Annotated in this window: 11 protein-coding genes and 1 pseudogene; 5 read left to right on the top strand and 7 right to left on the bottom strand. The window is 69.3% G+C overall.

From position 1 onward, the window contains the following. The 5 genes and pseudogenes from ACFDR9_RS22445 to ACFDR9_RS22425 all read right to left on the bottom strand — a co-directional run. A pseudogene (locus ACFDR9_RS22445) lies at positions 1 to 413 on the bottom strand (hypothetical protein); the annotation flags it as partial. A 10-nt stretch (positions 414 to 423) separates the two neighbouring features. Beyond that, positions 424 to 1,632, bottom strand: a complete 1,209-nt coding sequence (locus tag ACFDR9_RS22440) for an O-antigen ligase (protein ID WP_017875920.1) — start codon at positions 1,630 to 1,632, stop codon at positions 424 to 426. Positions 1,633 to 1,660: 28 nt separating this feature from the next. Continuing rightward, positions 1,661 to 2,650, bottom strand: a complete 990-nt coding sequence (locus ACFDR9_RS22435; protein ID WP_017875921.1) for a polysaccharide deacetylase family protein — start codon at positions 2,648 to 2,650, stop codon at positions 1,661 to 1,663. 54 nt (positions 2,651 to 2,704) lie between these two features. Then, positions 2,705 to 3,772 (bottom strand): glycosyltransferase, encoded by a 1,068-nt coding sequence (locus ACFDR9_RS22430; protein WP_409032421.1) that lies wholly within the window; start codon positions 3,770 to 3,772, stop codon positions 2,705 to 2,707. 6 nt (positions 3,773 to 3,778) lie between these two features. Then, entirely contained in the window at positions 3,779 to 5,260 is a 1,482-nt protein-coding gene (locus ACFDR9_RS22425) for a lipopolysaccharide biosynthesis protein (protein WP_409032420.1), read from the bottom strand. A 216-nt stretch (positions 5,261 to 5,476) separates the two neighbouring features. On the opposite strand from ACFDR9_RS22425, the gene ACFDR9_RS22420 reads away from it, so the two are divergent. The 5 genes from ACFDR9_RS22420 to ACFDR9_RS22400 all read left to right on the top strand — a co-directional run bounded on the left by ACFDR9_RS22420 (position 5,477) and on the right by ACFDR9_RS22400 (position 16,154). Next, positions 5,477 to 7,225 carry a right-handed parallel beta-helix repeat-containing protein gene (locus ACFDR9_RS22420; protein ID WP_017875924.1) on the top strand — a complete coding sequence of 583 codons (1,749 nt, stop codon included), beginning with the start codon at positions 5,477 to 5,479 and terminating at the stop codon, positions 7,223 to 7,225. Positions 7,226 to 7,375: 150 nt separating this feature from the next. Beyond that, positions 7,376 to 11,407: an amino acid adenylation domain-containing protein gene (locus ACFDR9_RS22415; RefSeq protein ID WP_409032419.1), complete on the top strand. Its 4,032-nt coding sequence runs from the start codon at positions 7,376 to 7,378 to the stop codon at positions 11,405 to 11,407. A gap of 37 nt (positions 11,408 to 11,444) precedes the next feature. Beyond that, complete coding sequence (locus tag ACFDR9_RS22410; RefSeq protein WP_409032418.1) at positions 11,445 to 12,257, top strand: serine aminopeptidase domain-containing protein; 813 nt, start codon at positions 11,445 to 11,447, stop codon at positions 12,255 to 12,257. Beyond that, positions 12,254 to 13,192 carry an alpha/beta fold hydrolase gene (locus tag ACFDR9_RS22405; protein ID WP_409032417.1) on the top strand — a complete coding sequence of 313 codons (939 nt, stop codon included), beginning with the start codon at positions 12,254 to 12,256 and terminating at the stop codon, positions 13,190 to 13,192. The genes ACFDR9_RS22410 and ACFDR9_RS22405 overlap by 4 nt, the downstream gene beginning before the upstream one ends. Positions 13,193 to 13,871: 679 nt before the next feature. Then, the gene (locus tag ACFDR9_RS22400) at positions 13,872 to 16,154 is read left to right on the top strand and encodes a choice-of-anchor Q domain-containing protein (RefSeq protein WP_409032416.1); all 2,283 of its coding nucleotides are present in this window, start codon (positions 13,872 to 13,874) and stop codon (positions 16,152 to 16,154) included. A 105-nt stretch (positions 16,155 to 16,259) separates the two neighbouring features. Here ACFDR9_RS22400 and ACFDR9_RS22395 read toward each other — a convergent pair whose 3' ends face one another. Together ACFDR9_RS22395 and ACFDR9_RS22390 are read right to left on the bottom strand one after the other, a co-directional pair. Beyond that, the gene (locus ACFDR9_RS22395) at positions 16,260 to 17,201 is read right to left on the bottom strand and encodes an NAD(P)H-hydrate dehydratase (RefSeq protein ID WP_409032415.1); all 942 of its coding nucleotides are present in this window, start codon (positions 17,199 to 17,201) and stop codon (positions 16,260 to 16,262) included. Between the two features lie 7 nt (positions 17,202 to 17,208). Beyond that, a complete protein-coding gene (locus tag ACFDR9_RS22390; protein ID WP_409032414.1) occupies positions 17,209 to 17,973 on the bottom strand; it encodes a histidine phosphatase family protein in 765 nt (254 codons plus the stop codon). Between the last annotated feature and the right edge of the window lie 193 nt (positions 17,974 to 18,166).

The following is an 18,166-nucleotide window of genomic DNA, read 5'->3' as shown; positions in this document are numbered from 1 at the left end:
CAAACCACCACCCACCACCAAACCAAAAACAAAAACACCCCCCCCCCCCCCCCACCCCCCCCCCCCCCCCCCCCCCCCGCCCCCCCCCCCCCCCCCCCACCCCCCCCACCCTCCCCCCCCCCCCCCCCCCCCCCCCCCCCCGCCGCCGCCGCAATGTCGACCCCGACCAGGCTGGCGCCGGCGGCGCCGCCGTTGAGTCCGGCCAACAGCGCCGTGAAGGTGCCGGTGGCGCAGCCGACGTCGACGATGGCCAGCGGCCGCGCCGCGCCGGCCAGCGCCGTCTCCAGCGCGGCCAGCATGCGCGCGTAGCGGTAGCGTTGCGAGGGCCGCCAATCCAGGCCCCAGGGGTCGTCCGCGCTGGCCGCGTAACGCGATTCGATCCAGGCGCGGGTGCCGTATTGCTTGTCGTCCATATTCGCTCCTTCAGGCCAGGCCCGGTTTCAGTTGACTGGCGGCCAGCGCGTCGGCCGCGCCGCGGCGCTGCAACAGGACGCAACTCAGGCCGATCGAACACAGGACGTAAAAGCTCCAGTCGTGCGGCTTGGCGTCCAACATGGCGCGAAACAGGATCGCGTAGAGCGCGACCAGCGTGGCGCGCCGGGCGGCGTCGAGCAGTGGCGGGCCGTGTGGCGGCGGCGCGCGGTGCAAGGCGCGCAACAGGCTGGCGAGCAACGCCAGGAAGCTGGCAAAGCCCAGCAGTCCGGTGCCGGTGAGCACTTCGAGATAGGTGTTGTGGGTGTTTTTGCCGCGGTTGTCGTAACTGATCTCGCCGTAGAAGCTGGCGTATTCGGCGAAGCGCAGGCTGCCCACGCCCAGCAGCGGTTTGTCGCGCACCAGCTTGGCGGCGGCGCGCCACAGCTCGAAGCGCGAATTCTCCGCGTCGGCGGCGGTGTAGCGGCTCTGGTTTTCGGCGCGCTTGGTCCACTGGTAGCCGACCGCCGCGGCGCCGACGATGGCCAGCACCGGCAACCACAGCAGGCGCTTGCGCCCCTGCATGCCGATCAGCACCAGCAGGCCCGCCTCCAAGACCAGCGCCAGCATGCCGCCGCGCGACAGCGACAGCGCGATGCCGGCGACGCAGGCCAGCAGCGCCGCGCCCAGCAGCAGGCGCACGACGGCGCCGTTGGCGAGCCGGCGGAACAGGTACAGGAAGGGCACGATCTGGATGATGATGAACGAGTAGTCGTTGTGGTTCTCGTACATGCCGTAGGCGCCGGCCCGGCCGCCCAGCGCCTCGGTCCAGGAAAACAGCACCGCGCAAATGCCGAAGACGACGATGACCATGCTTCCCGCCATCATGCCGTAGACATAGCGCAGCAACGCCGGCGGGTTCGGCATCAGGATGATCGACACCAGCACGAACAGCAGGTACATGCCCCAGAAGTGCAGGCCGACCAGGGCGCTGGCGACCCCGCTGTAGAGCTGGGAGAGCGGCTGGACCAGCAAAAACACCAGCAGCCAGCCGAACACCGGGTGGGCCAGGGCCGCGCGGCGGGAATAGTCCGACGCCCTGCTCAGGCCGAGCGCCAGGCCGAGCAGGGACAGCACCAGCATCGGCATGTACGGCGCCAGTGCCGGCCAGAAAATGCCGGGCTGGAAAAAATTCATGAAGGGCAGCAAAAAGCTCATCATCGCTCCTCGATTGGTCCCGCCGCGCCCGCTAGCGCGTCCTCAACAGCAGCCACTCCAGCGTTTCGCCGCGGCCCGGCCCGGCCGGCGACAGCCGCTTCAATTCGAACAGGTCCTCGACGGTGGCGGCGCCGCGCTCGCTCGACAAGGCCGCCTTGAAATGGCGCCGGCACACCTCGATCAACTCGACGCTGAAGTCGCTTCGTTTACCATTGGGGAAACAAAACGTCGAACTGCACTGCCCTGTTTCCCGTTCTATACTGTCCTTGCTGCCCAGCATTTCCAACACCGCCTCGTCGAAGGGCAGGTTCGACAGGATCGGATGGGTCACCGTGTGCGCCCCCACCTCGAAGCCGGTACGCACCAACGCGCGCGCCTGGTCCCAGCACATGAAGCGATAATCGCCTTCGGCGCAGATGTCGGCGACGCCAAGCCGGCGGCTGATCTCCTTGGCGATTTCCTCGACCCGTTGGCTGGCCCGGAGCTTGAGCATGGCCTTGACGCTGATCAGGGCGCGGCGCTTGTCGGCCAGCGAGCGGGTCGGCAGGGTCGCGCCGCCCGGCAATTCCAGGCTGACCGCGTCGGTCCGGTCCAAGGCGATCTCCAGCCGGTCGGTCCAGATGCACGACTCGGTGCCGACCAAGCCGGTGGTGAGGAAAAACGCCGCCGGCATGTTGAAATCGGCCAGCGCCGGCGCCGCGACGAGGGCATTGTTTTCATAGCCGTCGTCGAAGGTGATGACGACGGCGTTGCTCATGTCTTGCCGCTGCTCCAGCCCGGCAACCAGTTCGCTGAGCGGGATCACCCGGCGCGACCGGCGCAACAGGCGCAGATGCTTGATGAAAAACGCCAGCGCGAGCTGTTTACCGTCGTAATTGCGCAGGCCGTCGGGCGCGCCGCGGCGCGCCGACACGCCGTGGTACATCAGGATCAGCGGCACGCTGCGCTTGAGCGCCAGCGCCAGCGCCAGCGCCCCGCTGGCGGCGGCGGCGTCGATGAGCAGGCTAGCGATGCGCGCCACGATGCCGCCCGGCGGAGGAAACGCTGGCCCGGTACAACTGCTCGTAACGGGCGATCATGGTCTGGAGGGAAAATTCCTGCACCGCGCGCGCGCCGCCGCGCCCAGCCGGCGCCGCAGGCCGGCGTCGTCGCACAGGCGCCGCACATGGCCGGCCAGCGCCGCCGCGTCGCCGCTGGCGAACAGGCAGCCGTGGCGCGCGTCGGCGATCAGCTCCGGGTTGCCGCCGATGTCGCTGGCGACGCAGGCGAGGCCGCTGGCCATCGCTTCGAGCAAGGTGTTGGAGACGCCTTCATTGGTCGACGACAACACGTAGACGTCCATCGCCGCCAGCCAGGCGGCGACGTCGTCGCGCTGGCCGGCGAAGCGCACCCGCCCGGCGATGCCCAAGGAACGGGCCAGTTCTTCAAGCGCCGCGCGGGCCGGCCCCTCGCCCACCAGCACGGCGACCCAGTCGCGCCGCGCCAGGGCGGCGAGCGCGGTCAACAGCAAGGCGTGGTTCTTCACCGCCACCAGCCGGCCGACGCTGCCGACCAGCAAGTCGGCGTCGCCCAGGCCCAGCTGGCGGCGCAGCGCCGCCCTGCCGCCCGCCCCGGCACCGGCGCAAAAACGCTCCAGGTCGACGCCGTTGCGCAGTACCTGTATGCGTTGCGCCGGCATGCCGATATGGGCGACGAGCTCGCGCTTCAACTGCGCCGACACGGCGAACACGGCCTGGATATGCGCCGTCCACCAGCGTTGCAGATGGAAACGGATGGCCCGGTCGGTGAACGCGCGCCCGTGTTCGCTGTGGACGATGCAGTTGACGCCGGCCAGTTTGGCGCCGAGGAAGCCATAGAAAAACGCTTCGGCGTTGCGCGTGTGGACGACGTCGGGGCGGGTTTCGCGAAACAGCCGCGCCAGACGCCACGCCAGGCGCAGGTCGTTGCCGCCGCGCCAGCCCATTTCGCGGATGGGTACGCCGGCGCGCACCCGCGGCGCGAAGTCGCCGGCGCGCTGCAGGCAGCAGATCGACGAGCGGAAAGCGTCCCCCGAGAGTCGGTTGACGACGTTGACGACGCCGTTCTCCAGCCCGCCCGGTTCCAGGCTGAGCAATACATGTTGGATGTGGATGGTCGCTTGCATGCCGTTTCAACCAGGGGCAATCGGCAAGACCTTCGCCGCCCAGCGGCGGATCAGGCGCACGTCGTCGCGCGAAAACACGCCCAGGGGTATGGCCGCCAGGAAAAAGGTGACGCTGAACACGGCGCCCGCCAGCACCAGGTTCAGCAACGCCGACGGCGTCAAGTGGCCGGCCCGGGTCGATACCAGCGCCGCCAGCAGCGCCGCCAAGCCAACCAGGGCGATGTGCCGCAGCGGCAGCAAGCGCGCCAGGCTGGCCTTGGTCAGGCGCGTCACGACCAGCAGGTACAGCGCCGTCTGCACGTATTCGGCCAGCAGCATGGCGATGGCCGGACCATAAAATCCGACCGTCTTGAGCAGCGCGTACCCCAGCACCAGCAACAGCGTCATCGTTGCCAGCGCAATGTAGAGATTGAGCTTGGGCATGCCGAACACGTGCGGAACCGTGCTCAATACCAGCATGTGCAGCGGCATCAGCCACAGGTAAAGGCGAAAGACATGCACGCTGTCCTCGTAACTGGAGGTAAACAAAACCTGGATGAACTGCGCGGAATGGCAAAACAGGAACACAAAGCTGGGCAGGACAATGATCGACAGCTTGCGCGTGGCCTCGCGCAAGATGCGCACCACTTCCACGAGATTGCCGTCGCGCACCAGCGGCGGCAGCGACGCGCGCAGCACATTCGCCACCGAGGCCTGGAAAATGACGTCGAGCGGGATTTCCAGCGCGCCCACCGCGTAGACCGCATATTGCGCCGGTGAGAAGGACATCGCCAGGATGGCGCGGTTGAAGGTGGCGCCGACCAGCGTCGACAGGCTGACCAGCGCCACCGGCAGGCAGTAAGCGAGTTGCCGCCGCGCAAATGCGCGCCCGCGCCAGCCGGCGAAATCGAGGCCGCCGCGGCGCAACAGATAGCCGTTGCGCACGAGGAAGCGCAAGGCCGCATACAACACCACCCCCGCCACCAAGCCGGTCAAGCCGTAGCCCAGCCACAAGGGCAGCAACAAGGTCAGCACCCGGACCACGGTTTCAATGATCTCGAACAGCACCGCCAAGCCGTAGCGGTCCTGGCTGATCATGACGTGCAGGCAATGCTCGCTGCCGATCGTCAGCGCCAGGCCGACCGCGTACAGCGGCAGCAGCGCCGCCAGCGCGGGATTGTTCAACGACGCCGCGAAGTGGCGCGCGCCGGAAAACACCAGCAAGCTCGCCAGCAGGCCGGCCACGCACAACAGCAGCGTCGTTTGCGCGACCAGCGCGGCCACCCGCTGCCGCTCGACGTGGTGATAAAAATAGTAGACCGAGGTCGGCAGGCCGAGCGTCAGCACGCCGACCGCGGCGCCGCCGATCAGTATCATCTGCTGGTAGCTGCCGTACTCGCTCTGGCTCAGCAGGCGCACCAGGACCATCGGCATGATGAAGCCGACGGCGTATTTGATGAGATTGGCGGCTACCAGAAAGCCAGCCCGGTCGGAAAGTGAGGTCAGCACGATATGCGGCTCAGGAAAATCCAAAATGGTCAGCAACAAGGGGAGGACGCGATCGATGGGCAGCCGCGACGCCGAATTAAAACAATGACAATTTTGCGTCAATTTGCGCCGGTTTTTTTTGATTATGCTCAAGACTTGGGCACTGCCTTGCCACGCCCGGATGGGCGCGGCACATAATCGCCTGCCACCGTCGTTCGCCGTCGAAAGGATTTGTCCATGAAAGCCAATGAGGCCCAGCATTTCCCGGGGCGCGTCCTGCTGCGCTGTGCGCTGGCGGCGCTGTGCGGCGGTGGCGGCGCCGTTGCCAGCCACGCCCACGCGGGCGCGCGGCAAGCGCCGCCATTGCTGGTGTATACCGACATCGTCTCGGGCCCGAATGACGGCGGCGAAAACAACAAGGGCATCTATCTCTCGCTGTTCGGCAAAAACTGGGGCAACGTCGGCCTGGGCAGCGCCTTGAAGGTGTTCATCGGCGGCGTCGAGGTGGACAATTACCGCAGCCTGGGGCGCGCCCGCGGCCGTCCCGACATCCAGCAGCTGACGGTGCAAATTGGCGCGCTCGGCAAACCCAGGCCGGGCGCCGCGCTGCCGCTGAAGGTGGTGCTCAACGGCGTGGCGTCGAACGACAACCTGACGTTTACCGTCAATCCCGGCCGCATCCTGTTCGTCGACAACGTCAACGGCAAGGACATGACGGCCGTAGCCGGCGACATCCGGCGCCCGTTCCGCCACGTCCAGACGGCGCGCCTGGACCAAGCCGCGTGGGGCCAGGCCGGCGCCGGCGATTTCATTGTCCTGCGCGGCACCGGCACGGCGTGGACCGACCGCGGCCACGACGGCTATTTCCTGCGCGTGCGCGACAAGTCCGGCACGGCACCGACCGGGGCACCGCGCAGCGGGCCGATCGGACTGATGGGCTACCCGGGCGAGGACGTCTACATCTACCAGGCGTATCAGGCCGACGCCCGCAACAATCCGCCGAAAGGCGCCATCTCGGCGATCAACGCCCAGGAGTACCCCGGCCTGGGCCAGTGGCTCAGCGTGTCCAACCTGCGCATCGAGGCCGGCGGCCCGGCCGGCGCCATCAACCTGCAAATCCTCGGCAGCCACTGGCGCATCGTCAACAACGAGCTGAGCGCCGCCACCGCCGTGGGCAACAGCGACGCCAAGGCCGGCGGCATCGTCGGCAACGGCTTCGGCCAGGTCTGGCTCGGCAACCATATCCACGATGTCTATTGCGGGCCGGCAAACCGCGGCCCGCTGCAAAATCACGGCATCTATATCGACGGCGACGGCGACTACGAAATCGCCTACAACGTCATTGAAAACATCCCCGGCGGCAGCGGCTTCCAGACCTATGCCAACGGCAGCAACGGCTCCGACACGACCGGCAACATCAACTTCCACCACAATCTGATCCGCGGCGTCGGCAAGCACGGCATCAACCTCGCCGACGGCAGCAGGGAGCGCATCAACATTTTCAACAACATCGTCGCCGATACCCGCTACGCCGGCCTGCGTTTCAATTCGACCCAGTTGCGCCAGGCGCGCATCTACAACAACACCTTCTACCACACCAACACCGAGGGCAAGGCGGGCTACGCCGCGATCATGAACGATTGGCACCTGCCGGCGCACGCCATTGACCTGCAAAACAACCTCGTCGTACCGTCGCCGGGCACCGACTACACCGGCGGCAGCGTCGGCTTCGCCCTCTCGGCCGGCGTGGTCAACCGCAATTTCTGGTTCGGCGGCAAGGGCGACACCGGGCTGGACGCCTATCCGCAGACCGGCGCGCACGGCTTCGCCGCCGCCGGCCGCGACTTCCACCTGCGCCCGGACAGCTGGGCCGTCGACGCCGGCTCGGCGGCGGTGGCCGGGCTGGTCACCAACGACTACGACATCAGCACGCCGCGCCCGCAAGGGCTGGGCTTTGACATTGGCGCCTACGAGCTGGCGCGCTGACGCCGCCGCTTCTATTATCTCTTCGACCATCGATTGATACCGGCCAAGATGCCCGCCCTTGGTTCCCCTACGCTGTATCAAGGCGCCGGCGAACCCGGCCAGCGCTTCCCGCCCCCGCCAACCGTTTTCGTTTTACAAGGACTATGCGCCATGACGGCGAACCACACCGCAAGCACTGTCAACGAGCAGGACCACGAGGTCTTCTTCCGCCATCTGCTGGCGGGCGTCACCGAACCGACCGCGCCGTTCGGCCTGGTCGGGGCAGCCGAGGCCGTCCCCAACTGCGCCACGCTGGCGCTGGAGGCGCGATTGGCGCGCCGCCTGCGCGAGCGCGCCGGCGCGCTGGGCGTACGCGCCGCCAGCCTGGTCCACCTGGCCTGGGCGCAAGTGCTGGCGCAGGTCTCGGCGCGCCGCGACGTGCTGTTCGGCACGGTGCTATTCGGCCCCGCCACGGCGCATTCCGTCGGCGAGCCGGTCAACACGCTGCCGGTGCGCGTCGACGTCGACGGGCAAAGCGCGGCGGACAGCGTGCGGCAAATGGACGCGCAACTGCGGCGCCTGCACCAGCACGCGCACGCGCCGGCGGCGCTGGTCCGGCGCTGCAGCGCGCTGGCGGCGGCGCTGCCGTTGTTCTCGGCGCTGCTGAGCTACCGCCGCACGTCGCCGACGCCGGACGACGCCGCCACCACGGCCGCGGCGGCGCCGGGCGCCGCGCCGTTCGCCCCGCCGCCGTGCCCGCTGCTGTTGGAGGTGCACGAACGGGACGGGGAATTTGTCTTGACGACGCAAGTGAGCGCGCCCTTGCCGGCCGAACGGCTAGCCGCCTACATGCTGACGGCGCTGGAACAATTACTTGACGCCTTGGAGCGCGCCCCCGACACCCCGCTGCGCGTCATGTTCGACGCCGCCGGCGCCGAACCGCCAGCTCCGCCGGCCCCGCCGGCCGGACCCGCCGGCGCCGGCGCGCCCCCGTCCAGCGCGCGCGGCGCCGCGGCGACCGCGCCGCTGTCGCCGATGCAGGAGCGGCTGTGGTACCGCGAACACATGGCCCCCGGCCGCCCGACCTACAACATGCCGTCGGCGCACCGCCTGCGCGGCAAGCTCGACGAGGCCGCCTTCCAGCTCGCCTTCGCCGACATGCTACGGCGCCAGGACGCGCTGCGCACCGGCGTCGCGGTCGTCGACGCCACGCCGGTGCAGTGCATTGCAGCGGCGCCGCGAGCCGACGCGCTGCCGCTGGAAGACCTGCGCGGCGACGTAGGCGGCGGCGCCGACGCCGACGCCCGCGAGGAAGCGCTGCGCGCGCGCATCGAGGCGCTCGCCGCCCAGCCACTCGAACTGGGCGAGGCGCCGCTGTTCCGCGCGCGCCTGTGGCGCACCGGGGACGAGGAACACGTGTTCTATTTCGCGCCGCACCACATCATCTGGGACGGCTGCTGCGACGCCATCCTCGAGGCCGAAATGGCGGCGCTATACCAGGCGCGCCGCAGCAACACGCCCTGCGCGCTGCGCGAGCCGCCGCCCGCCCCGCCGCGCGCGCGCATGAACGGCGAGGCACTGGCGGCCCGGCTGGCGCACTGGCGCCCGCGCCTGGACGGCACGCTCGAACCGCTGGCCGTCCCGACCGACCGGCCCCGTCCGGCCGAACTGTCGGGCCGCGCCGCCGCCTGCCGCGTCGCAGTCGCCGCCGCCCAGGTCGAGGCGGCGCGCGCGCTCGCCGGCCAGGCCGGCGCCAGCCTGTCCACGGCGATGCTGGCGACCTATGCGCTGAGTCTGCACCAACTGAGCGGGCAAGCCGCGGTGAGCATCGGCGTGCCGGTGCGCGCGCGCCACGACGACGCCGCCGACACGCTGATGGGCATGTTCGCCCATGTCCTGCCGCTGCGCCTGTCGATCGATCCGCAACAGAGCTTCATGCACCTGCTGGGCACGGTGCGCGACGCCGTCGGCGACGCGCTCGCGCATGCCGACGTGCCCTTCGACGAACTGGCGCGCGCGCTCGGCGCGCCGCGCGACGCCAGCCGCTTTCCGCTCTACCAGGCGAGCTTTTCGTTCCAGGATGCGCGTGCCCTCGCGCCACGCTGGGGCAACCTCGAGCACACACCGATCGAGGTCGCGCAACCGGGCCTGGAACAGGACCTCGGACTGTGCCTGGTCGAGCGGCCGGACGGCCTGGTCGGCGCGCTCAACTACAGTAGCGATCTGCTCGAGGCGGCCAGCGGCGAACTGCTGGCGCGGCGCTTCGAGCACCTGGTCGGCGCCGTGCTGGCGCAACCGCAGGCGCCGCTGGCGCAACTGCCGCTCGCCGCGCACGAGCTGCGCCGGCTGGCCGACTACAACGCCACCGCCACGGCCTATCCGCGCGACGCCACCATCGACGCGCTGATCGCCCCGCAGGTGCGCGACGGGCCGCAGCGCACCGCGCTCAGCTTCGGCGACGCCAGCCTCAGCTACCGAGAACTGGACCAGCGCGCCAACCGCCTCGCCAATCTGCTGCGCGCGCGCGGCATCGGCCGCGGCCAGCGGGTCGGCCTATGCGTCGAGCGCGGCCCCGCCATGGTGGTGGCGCAACTGGCGGTGCTCAAGAGCGGCGCCGCCTACGTCCCCTTCGATCCCGCCTATCCGGTCGAGCGGCTGCGCTTCATGGCCCGCGACGCCGGCCTGGCCGCGCTGGTCAGCGAAGCGGCGCTGGGCGCCTTGCTGGCCTGGCCGCGCGCCTGCAGCGTGCTGCTCGACGCCGACGCCGAGGCCATCGCCGCCGCGCCGGACACCCCGCCGCCCGACGACGCGCTGGCGGCCGACGCCGACAGCGTCGCCTACGTTATCTACACCTCCGGCTCGACCGGCAAGCCGAAGGGGGTACAGGTGCCGCAGCGCGCCGTCGTCAATTTCCTCACCAGCATGCGCGACACGCCCGGCATGCTTGCCGGCGACCGCCTGCTGGCCGTCACCACGCTGTCGTTCGACATCGCCGTGCTGGAACTGCTGCTGCCGCTGTGCGTGGGCGCCGAAATCGTCCTGGCCAGCCGCGAGCAGGCGCTCGACGCCGGCGCGCTGGCGCAACTACTGGCGCGCAGCGGCGCCACCATGCTGCAGGCGACCCCGGGCACCTGGCGCATGCTGCTCGACTCCGGCTGGCGCGGCGCGCCCGGCTTCAAAGCCCTGATCGGCGGCGAGGCCCTGCCGCCCGACTTGGCGGCGCGCCTGCTGGCGGGCGGCGCGCAGCTGTGGAATATGTACGGCCCCACCGAAACCACGGTCTGGTCGAGCTGCTGGCGCGTCACGCCGGACGCGCCGGCCATCAGCATCGGCCGGCCGATCGCCAACACGGTAATCCGGATACTCGACGAGCAACGCCGCCCCTGCCCGCTCGGCGTTCCCGGCGAAATCTGGATCGGCGGCGACGGCGTCGCGCTGGGCTACCTGCACCGCCCCGCCCTGAGCGCCGAGCGCTTCATCACCGACCCGTTTATCGGCGCCGGCGCGCCGGGCGGTCGGCTCTACGGCACCGGCGACCGCGGCCGCTGGCGCGCCGACGGCCTGCTGGAACACCTCGGGCGCAACGATTTCCAGGTCAAAGTGCGCGGCTTTCGCATCGAACTGGGCGAAATCGAGGCGGCGCTCGACGCCCACCCCGGCGTGGCCCACAGCGTCGCCCTGGCGCGCGAGGACGTCCCCGGCGACGTCAGGCTGGTCGCCTATTTCGCCGCGCGCGGCGACGCGCCGGACGACGCCGCCCTGCGCGCGCATGTGCGCGCCCTGCTGCCGAACTACATGCTGCCGCAGCATTTCGTCGCGCTCGAACGCTTGCCGCTGCTGCCCAACGGAAAAATCGACCGCAAGGCCCTGCCGCCGCCGACAATTGCCGCGGCGGCGGCGCGCGGCGCGGCGCCGCACAGCGCGACGGAACAGCTGCTGGCGTCGATCTGGAGCGAGTTGCTGGGCAGCACCGGCATCGGCGCCGACGACAATTTCTTCGACGCCGGCGGCCACTCGCTGTTGGCCATGCAAGCCATCCTGGCGATGGAGACGCGCACCGGCAAGCGCCTGAACCCGCGCCGCTTCATCTTCGAGAACCTGCGCCAGATCGCCCGCGCCTACGACGAGGCGGCGCCCGACGCCGTTAAACCGGGCATGCTGAACCGGCTGGTATCCGGCCTGCTCGGCAAGGCAGCGCGATGAGCTTGGCGAACCCGGCCCGGCCCGGCTGGCGGCGGCCGTGACGCCGCTGCGCTTCGGGCCGGGCGCGCGGCAACTGTTCGCCGTCCACCACCCCGCCGAGGGCGAACGGCGGCGCCAATGCGTCCTCCTGTGCAACCCCTTCGGCCAGGAAGCGATCCGCAGCCACCGCCTGTTCCGCCTGCTGGCCGAGCAATTGACGCGGCACGGCTTCGACGTCATGCGCTTCGATTACTTCGGCACCGGCGACGCCGGCGGCGAGGACGGCGAAGGCGAACTGGAAGGCTGGTGCCGCGACGTGCTGGCGGCCGACGCCGAACTGCGCCGCCGCAGCGCCTGCGAACGCGTCTCCTGGGTCGGCCTCAGGTTGGGCGCGAGTATCGCCGCGCTGGCCTCGCAAAGCGGCGCCCGCGCCGTCGAGCAAATCCTGCTGTGGGACCCGGTGGTCGACGGCACGGCCTATCTGGCCGCCTTGCTCGACGCCCACGTCGCCGCCTGCCGCGACTCGTTCGGGGCGCGCTGGGCTATCGACGCCAGGCTGCGCGACATGGCGCTGGGCGAAGCGCAAACGGAAGCGCTCGGCTTCGCCCTGCCCGCCCTGCTGCGCAGGCAACTCGAACGCCTGTCGGCGCGCGCGCTGGCGCAGACGCGGGCCGACCGCATCAGCCTGCTCGCCGCACCCGGCTCGGCCGCGCTGGCCGATCTGCAACAACGACTGGGCGCGCTGGGCAACACGCCGGCGCTGCGTTCGCTCCAGACCCACACCAACTGGCTGGCCAACGAAACCATGGGCGCGTCCATCGCCCCCGGCGAGATAGTGACAAGCGTCGTTGCGCTGCTGGAGGCGGCGTGATCGAGGTGTCGCTCGGCTTCGGCGACGGCAACGGCCTGGTCGGCACCCTCTGCCTGCCGGTCACGGCCGGGGGCGCCGGGCACGGCGCCACGGCCGGCATCATCCTGTTCAACGCCGGCATCGTGCACCGCATCGGCCCGCACCGCCTGAACGTGCGGCTGGCGCGCGCGCTGGCGGGCCGCGGCATCGCCTCGATCCGCTTCGACCTGGCCGGCCTCGGCGACAGCCGCCGCACCGACGGCAGCGTCGGCTTCGAAGCGCAAGCGGTGGCCGACCTGCGCGCGGCCATGACGGCCCTGGGCCAGGCCACCGGCTTGCAGCGCTTCGGCCTGTTCGGCTTTTGCTCCGGCGGTTTCCACAGCTATAACGCGGCGCAACGCGATGAGCGCGTCGCCGGCATCCTGCTGTTCGAAGCCTATCGCTACGCCACCTTGAAAACCAAGCTGATCCGCCTCTCCATGCGCTTGCGGCAACACGGCGTAGCGCCGACCATTGCGCGCCTGAGCGCCGCGCTGCTGCGCCGCATGGCCGGCCGGCGCCCCGCCGCCGATAGCGCCGAGCCGCTGGCGCGGGCCTTGGGCGTCGGTTACACCGCCGACTCGCCAGCCAAGGCGGCGTTCGCGCAAGGCTTGCGCGTCCTGCTGGAGCGCCAGGTCGACGTCGGCTTGATTTACGCCGGTGACGGCTTCGAATTCTACAATTACGAAGCGCAATTTCGCGACGCCTTCAAGCGTTTCGGCATCACCGAACGGGTCAAGACCACCTTCCTGCCCGATATCGACCATGTGGTGACGGGCAGCGCCGCCCAGCGGGCGTTGATCGAGCATGTCCTGCCTTGGTCGGCGATGGTCGCCGGGCTGGCGCCGGCGCCGCGGACGGCCGTTGCGTCCGCCCCGGCAACGGCAAAAAGCGCGGCGGCGGACCCGGCGGCGTAAGGGCGCCGGCGTCAACGGGGCTTGGCCCTGTGCCGGCGCGTGAGCCGATGTTTCCGCCAAGTGAAGCCGGCGTCGCGCGCTAGCGCCTGATACCAGCGCGACGAATTGGCGCTGATCTGATCCCATACGCCGCGTAGCAGCATCGGTTTGCCCTCCTCGACGTCGTCGGAATCCCATCTTCCACACTCGCGCCGCCCCCAAGAGCGCCAACGACGCCCGCCTCGCCGTCGAACTCATCCCACTGCTGGCTCTTCAGTTACCTGTTCTGGATTTTTCAATTCCCCGACAGGAAATCGAAGGCGCCGGCCTGGCCCGTCGCCACCGGTTTGCCTGCCGCCGCGCTGGCGCCGCTCAAACCAAGCCGTCCCCCTGTCGCTATTCCGGCGGCCACTTGCGGCGACCTGCTGCGTTGCGCACCGGCCGGGTTAGTCGGATGCGTCGCCATATCGCGCCCCTAAAAAAATATTCCAAGACCACCGGCTTGCGGTAACGACAAGCAGGATATGCCCCCATCAGGACGAATGATGCCCTATTCAACGCGGGCGCTCGCGGCCGATCCCGGCTACCAGCCACAGCGGTTGTTATTTTCATACTGAAATATTTCTTAAAAAAAATTGAACTTAGGCATTTGATGCACATCAAACACAAAGCAAGACCCTCAAAACCTAAGGAACTATTGATGATTAAAACGGAGCCGCTGATGAACAGCCACACGCACAAGCAACCTCGCACCCCCGCCAACGCGTCCCTTCGCACGCCCTATCTGCGCGCGCCATGGGCCAGGCGCACCGCCCTGACCCTGTTTTCGGCATTGTTGATTACCGGCTGTGGCGGCGGCGGTGGCGGCGGCGACGGCAATGGCGGCGGCGACGTCCTCGCCAGCGAGACCGTGGTGTCGCCAGCCAGCCCGGCAGATACGGCGGCCTGGCTCGGCTTTTGGAGCCGGCGCACGCTGACGGTGACGTCCGGCGCCGGCGGCAAAGTGACGTCGCAACCGGCCGGCATTTCCTGCGGCTCGACCTGCGGCGCCACGTTCCCCAACCGTACGGGCCTGACGCTGACCGCCCAGCCCATTTCCGGCTACACCTTCAGCCAATGGGGCGGCGCATGCGCCGGCAGGGCCAGTACATGCAGCGTCACACTCGGCAACAATTTAACTGCGAGCGCCAGCTTCGCCGCGATCGCCGCGCCGCCGCCTCCGGCGTCACCTCCGCCTCCGGCCTCACCTCCGCCACCTCCGCCAGCGCCGCAACCGGTCGCCGGCGCACCCGTCGTCAGCTACACCGACGCGGTGTCCGGCCCGACCAGCGGCGGCGAAGGCAATAACGGCGCCTACCTGTCCATCTTCGGCAGCCGTTTCGGCAGCAGCGGCATGGGTACCAGCACCAAGGTCTACATCGGCGGCGCCGAAGTGGCCAACTACCGCTACCTCGGCTCGGCCAAGGTTGGCGCCAAGCTCGGCCTGCAGCAAATTACGGTCCAGGTCGGATCTCTGGGCGGCGCGGCGCAAGGCGTGGCACTGCCGGTCAGCGTCGTCGTCAATGGCGTCAAGAGCAACGTCGGCAGCACCTTCACGCCCAACCCGGGCCGCGTGCTGTTCGTCGCCCAGAACGGCAACGACGCCACCGCGCTCGCCGGCGACATCGGCAAACCCTGGCGCTACCTGCAAACCAGCGCGCGCGGCGGCGCCTATGCCAGCCTGCGGGCCGGCGACCATGTCGTCATCCGCGGCGGCAACTGGAGCGACACCGGCTTCGACGGCGCCTGGCTGCGCTTCCGCGATACCGCGCAACAAGGCTCGGCGCCCACCGGCGCGGCCGGCACCGGCTGGATCCACATCACCGCCTACCCCGGGCCGGTGAACGGCAACGGCGTCGAAGATGTCCACTACTCGACCCCGGCCGGCGTGAAGGGCGGCATCCACGGCCCCAACTCGGCCTACTTCGGCACCACCGGCGACTGGGTCTCGATCTCCAACCTGCGCATGGACGTGCACGCCCAAGCCACCTCCGACGCCGCGCCGATCAACCTGCAATACGGCGCCGGACCATGGCGCGTGGTGAACAACGTACTCGGTCCCTGGCCGTCGACGATTGCCGCGCCCAACAACGCCAAGGGCGCCGGCGTGTCCGGACACGGCAACAACGTCAAGGTGTTCGGCAACCACATCTTCGGCATGGCTTGCGTCGGCGCGCTGGAGAACCACGGCATCTATCTAGACTCCGGCGCCAGCAACTGGGAAATCGGTTATAACTGGGTGGAAAACATCACCGGAGGCAATTTGATCCAGTTCTTCGACAACGTCGGCCTGGCCGGCAACAACTATAGCGGCTTCCCCAGCGACTGGCGCGGTTTCACCGGCATGAAGGTGCACCACAACTGGCTGGACGGCTCGGGCAAATACGGCCTGAATTTGGCGACGTCCATCGTTTCCGGCGCCTTCTGGAACAACGTCGTCACCCGTTCCATGTACGCCGGGCTGCGCGTCGACACCATCTCCAAGGATATGGACCTGACGATCGCGCATAACACCTTCTACGACAACGACCGCCAAGACAGCGGTTCGGGCAATGCCCAGGTGCTCAACACATGGGGCAATTACAACCCGACCGGCGCCGTCCGCATCTACGACAACCTGTTCGCGGCCGGCCCGTCCACGGTGCGCTCGTCGACCTTCTACAAGAACGTCGGCGACGACGACAATTACCTCGACTTCAAGCGCAACCTGTATTGGGACAACGGGTATGGCTGGTCGGCGTTGGCGCGCGACACGCTGGGCCTCTACGGCAACCCGCTGTTCACCGCGGCCAGCAGCGGCAAGCTCACCCTCGGCGCCGGCAGCCCGGCGATCGACAAGGGCACGCAGGCGGCGCCGTTCGCCATCGGCGACGACCTCAGCGCCGTGGTGGCGCGGCCGCAAGGCGTAGCCAACGACATCGGCGCCTATGAGACGGTCAAGTAAGCGATAAGAGGGAAAGGGTCAGGTAACTGATCGCCGAAGGGCGGGAGCCAGCTCCCGCCCTTTTTTTGTCCGCGCGCCTGGTTGGCGCCGCGGCCCCCGGCGCGCCTAGTCCGCCGCCAGCGAGCGCAACAAGGCAGGCAGTTCAGCACTGAGTTCACGGGCCAGGTAGCCGAGCGGGCCGTGCCGCAGCGCCAGTTGCTCGCCGGCCATCGCGTGCAGCGCCACGCCCCACGCCGCGGCCTGTTCCAGCGGCGCGCCGCGCGCCGCCAAGCCGGCGATGATGCCGGCCAGCGTGTCGCCGGAGCCGGAAATCGCCAAGCCGGTGTTGCCGCCCTGGTGCAACCAGGCTTGGCCGCCCGGCGCGGCGATGCAGGTCAGCGCGCCCTTCAACACGACAATGGCGTTCCAGCGCAACGCCGCTTGGCGCGCCGTCCGCTCCGGCTCGGCGGCAACTGACGGCTTGCCGGCGCCGCTCAAATGCGCCATTTCGCCGGCGTGCGGCGTCAGCAACACCGGGCTGTCGAAGCGTAACGGGGCCGCCGTCCCGGACCCGTCCGGCGACGGCCACGCAAGCGTCACCGACATGGCGGCGGCGTCCAGCAGCAGCGGCGCCTGCCGGCAATGCGGCAACAGCGCGCGCACCAGCGCAGCGCTCGCCGCCTCGTCCTGCATGCCCGGGCCGATCAGAACGGCGCTGACCTGGCCGGCCAGTCTGGCCAATTCGCCGGCGCCGTCCAGCAACAGGCCGCCGCCGGCCGTTTTGGCTAGGCCCAGCACGCGCGCCTCCGGAATGGCGAGCGCCAGCGGCGTCGCCACGCTGGCGGCGGTGGCAACGCTCAGCTTGCCGGCGCCGGCGCGCAAGGCGGCGTTGGCGGCCAGCAGGACCGCGCCGGGCATCTCGCGCGCGCCGCCGACGATCAACAGGTGCCCGCGCACCTCCTTGTCGGCGTCGAACGAGGGCATCGGCAAAGGCCAATCGCGCAACAAGCGCGCGCTCACGTCGGTGCTGGCGGTGGTGGTGGAGGCGGTGGTGGCGCAATTCGGCATGGACGCCTCAGGCTTTGGGCGCGGCCGGACGGTCCGGCGCGACGGTGACGGGGGTGCCGCAGCTTTCCAGCGGCGCCACGAAGTTGGCCATCTCCAGCATCAGTTTGCCGCGCTTGCCGGCGGCCGGATCGAAGCGATACGAGGTTACGCCGCAGTTGGGCACGTCGGCGGCGCGGTCGATCGCCAGGATCGCGTTTTCGTCGAGGCGCTCAAGCAGATAGCGAAAGCAATTGACAATCACCTGGTGGCCGACGATCAGCACCCGCTCGCCGCGGTATTCGCGCGTGATGGTGTCGAGCACGCTTCTCAGGCGCAGGATCACGTCGCACCAGCTTTCGCCGCCGGGTGGACGGAAATAGAATTTGCCGACATGCTTGCGCTGCTGGGCCAGCTCGGGGAATTTGCCGAGGATGCCCAACGGCGTCAGTCGGTCGAGGATGCCGAACTCCTTCTCGCGCAGCCGCTCATCGGCCATCACCGTCAGCAGCTGCTCGCGCGACAGGCGGGCGGCCACCGCCTGCGCCGTGTCGCGCGCGCGCAGATAAGGCGATGCCAGCACCACCGTCGGCTGCTGCGGCTCCGGCAAGCCGGCGAACCAGCCGCTCAGCGCCTGCGCCTGGCGCTGGCCCAACTCCGACAGCGGCACGTCGACATCGCGGTCGGCAATGTCGATATGCAGGTGGGAGGCTGCTTCGGCGGCGTCGCGCGCGACGTTGCCGGCGCTCTGACCGTGCCGCACCAGCCAGATCTGTTGTGGCCATTTTTGTTCCATCGTCGTTCACCCGAGAAGCCGATTGGACAATCGTAGAACAAAACCGGCGACGGTGGCGCCCGCCAGCGCAAGCCCATGTTCCGGGTATCGGCATAGGGGCGGCCAATTACTGGCCGGTCCCCTGCCACACCACCCGGCATGCGGGTCCGCACCGGGCGGTTCGAGTAGTTGAGGTTATGAGAGCCGAGGCACG

The organism is Janthinobacterium sp. CG_23.3, assembly GCF_046115965.1.
Classification (GTDB): domain Bacteria; phylum Pseudomonadota; class Gammaproteobacteria; order Burkholderiales; family Burkholderiaceae_D; genus Janthinobacterium.
This window is presented reverse-complemented; position numbering and strand designations above follow the sequence as displayed.

Excerpts from the sequence above, each read along its gene's own strand:
- ACFDR9_RS22440 (WP_017875920.1), bottom strand. The coding sequence starts at position 1,632 with ATGATGAGCTTTTTGCTGCCCTTCATGAATTTTTTCCAGCCCGGCATT.
- ACFDR9_RS22430 (WP_409032421.1), bottom strand. The coding sequence starts at position 3,772 with ATGCAAGCGACCATCCACATCCAACATGTATTGCTCAGCCTGGAACCG.
- ACFDR9_RS22420 (WP_017875924.1), top strand. The coding sequence starts at position 5,477 with ATGAAAGCCAATGAGGCCCAGCATTTCCCGGGGCGCGTCCTGCTGCGC.
- ACFDR9_RS22415 (WP_409032419.1), top strand. The coding sequence starts at position 7,376 with ATGACGGCGAACCACACCGCAAGCACTGTCAACGAGCAGGACCACGAG.
- ACFDR9_RS22400 (WP_409032416.1), top strand. The coding sequence starts at position 13,872 with ATGATTAAAACGGAGCCGCTGATGAACAGCCACACGCACAAGCAACCT.
- ACFDR9_RS22395 (WP_409032415.1), bottom strand. The coding sequence starts at position 17,201 with ATGCCGAATTGCGCCACCACCGCCTCCACCACCACCGCCAGCACCGAC.
- ACFDR9_RS22390 (WP_409032414.1), bottom strand. The coding sequence starts at position 17,973 with ATGGAACAAAAATGGCCACAACAGATCTGGCTGGTGCGGCACGGTCAG.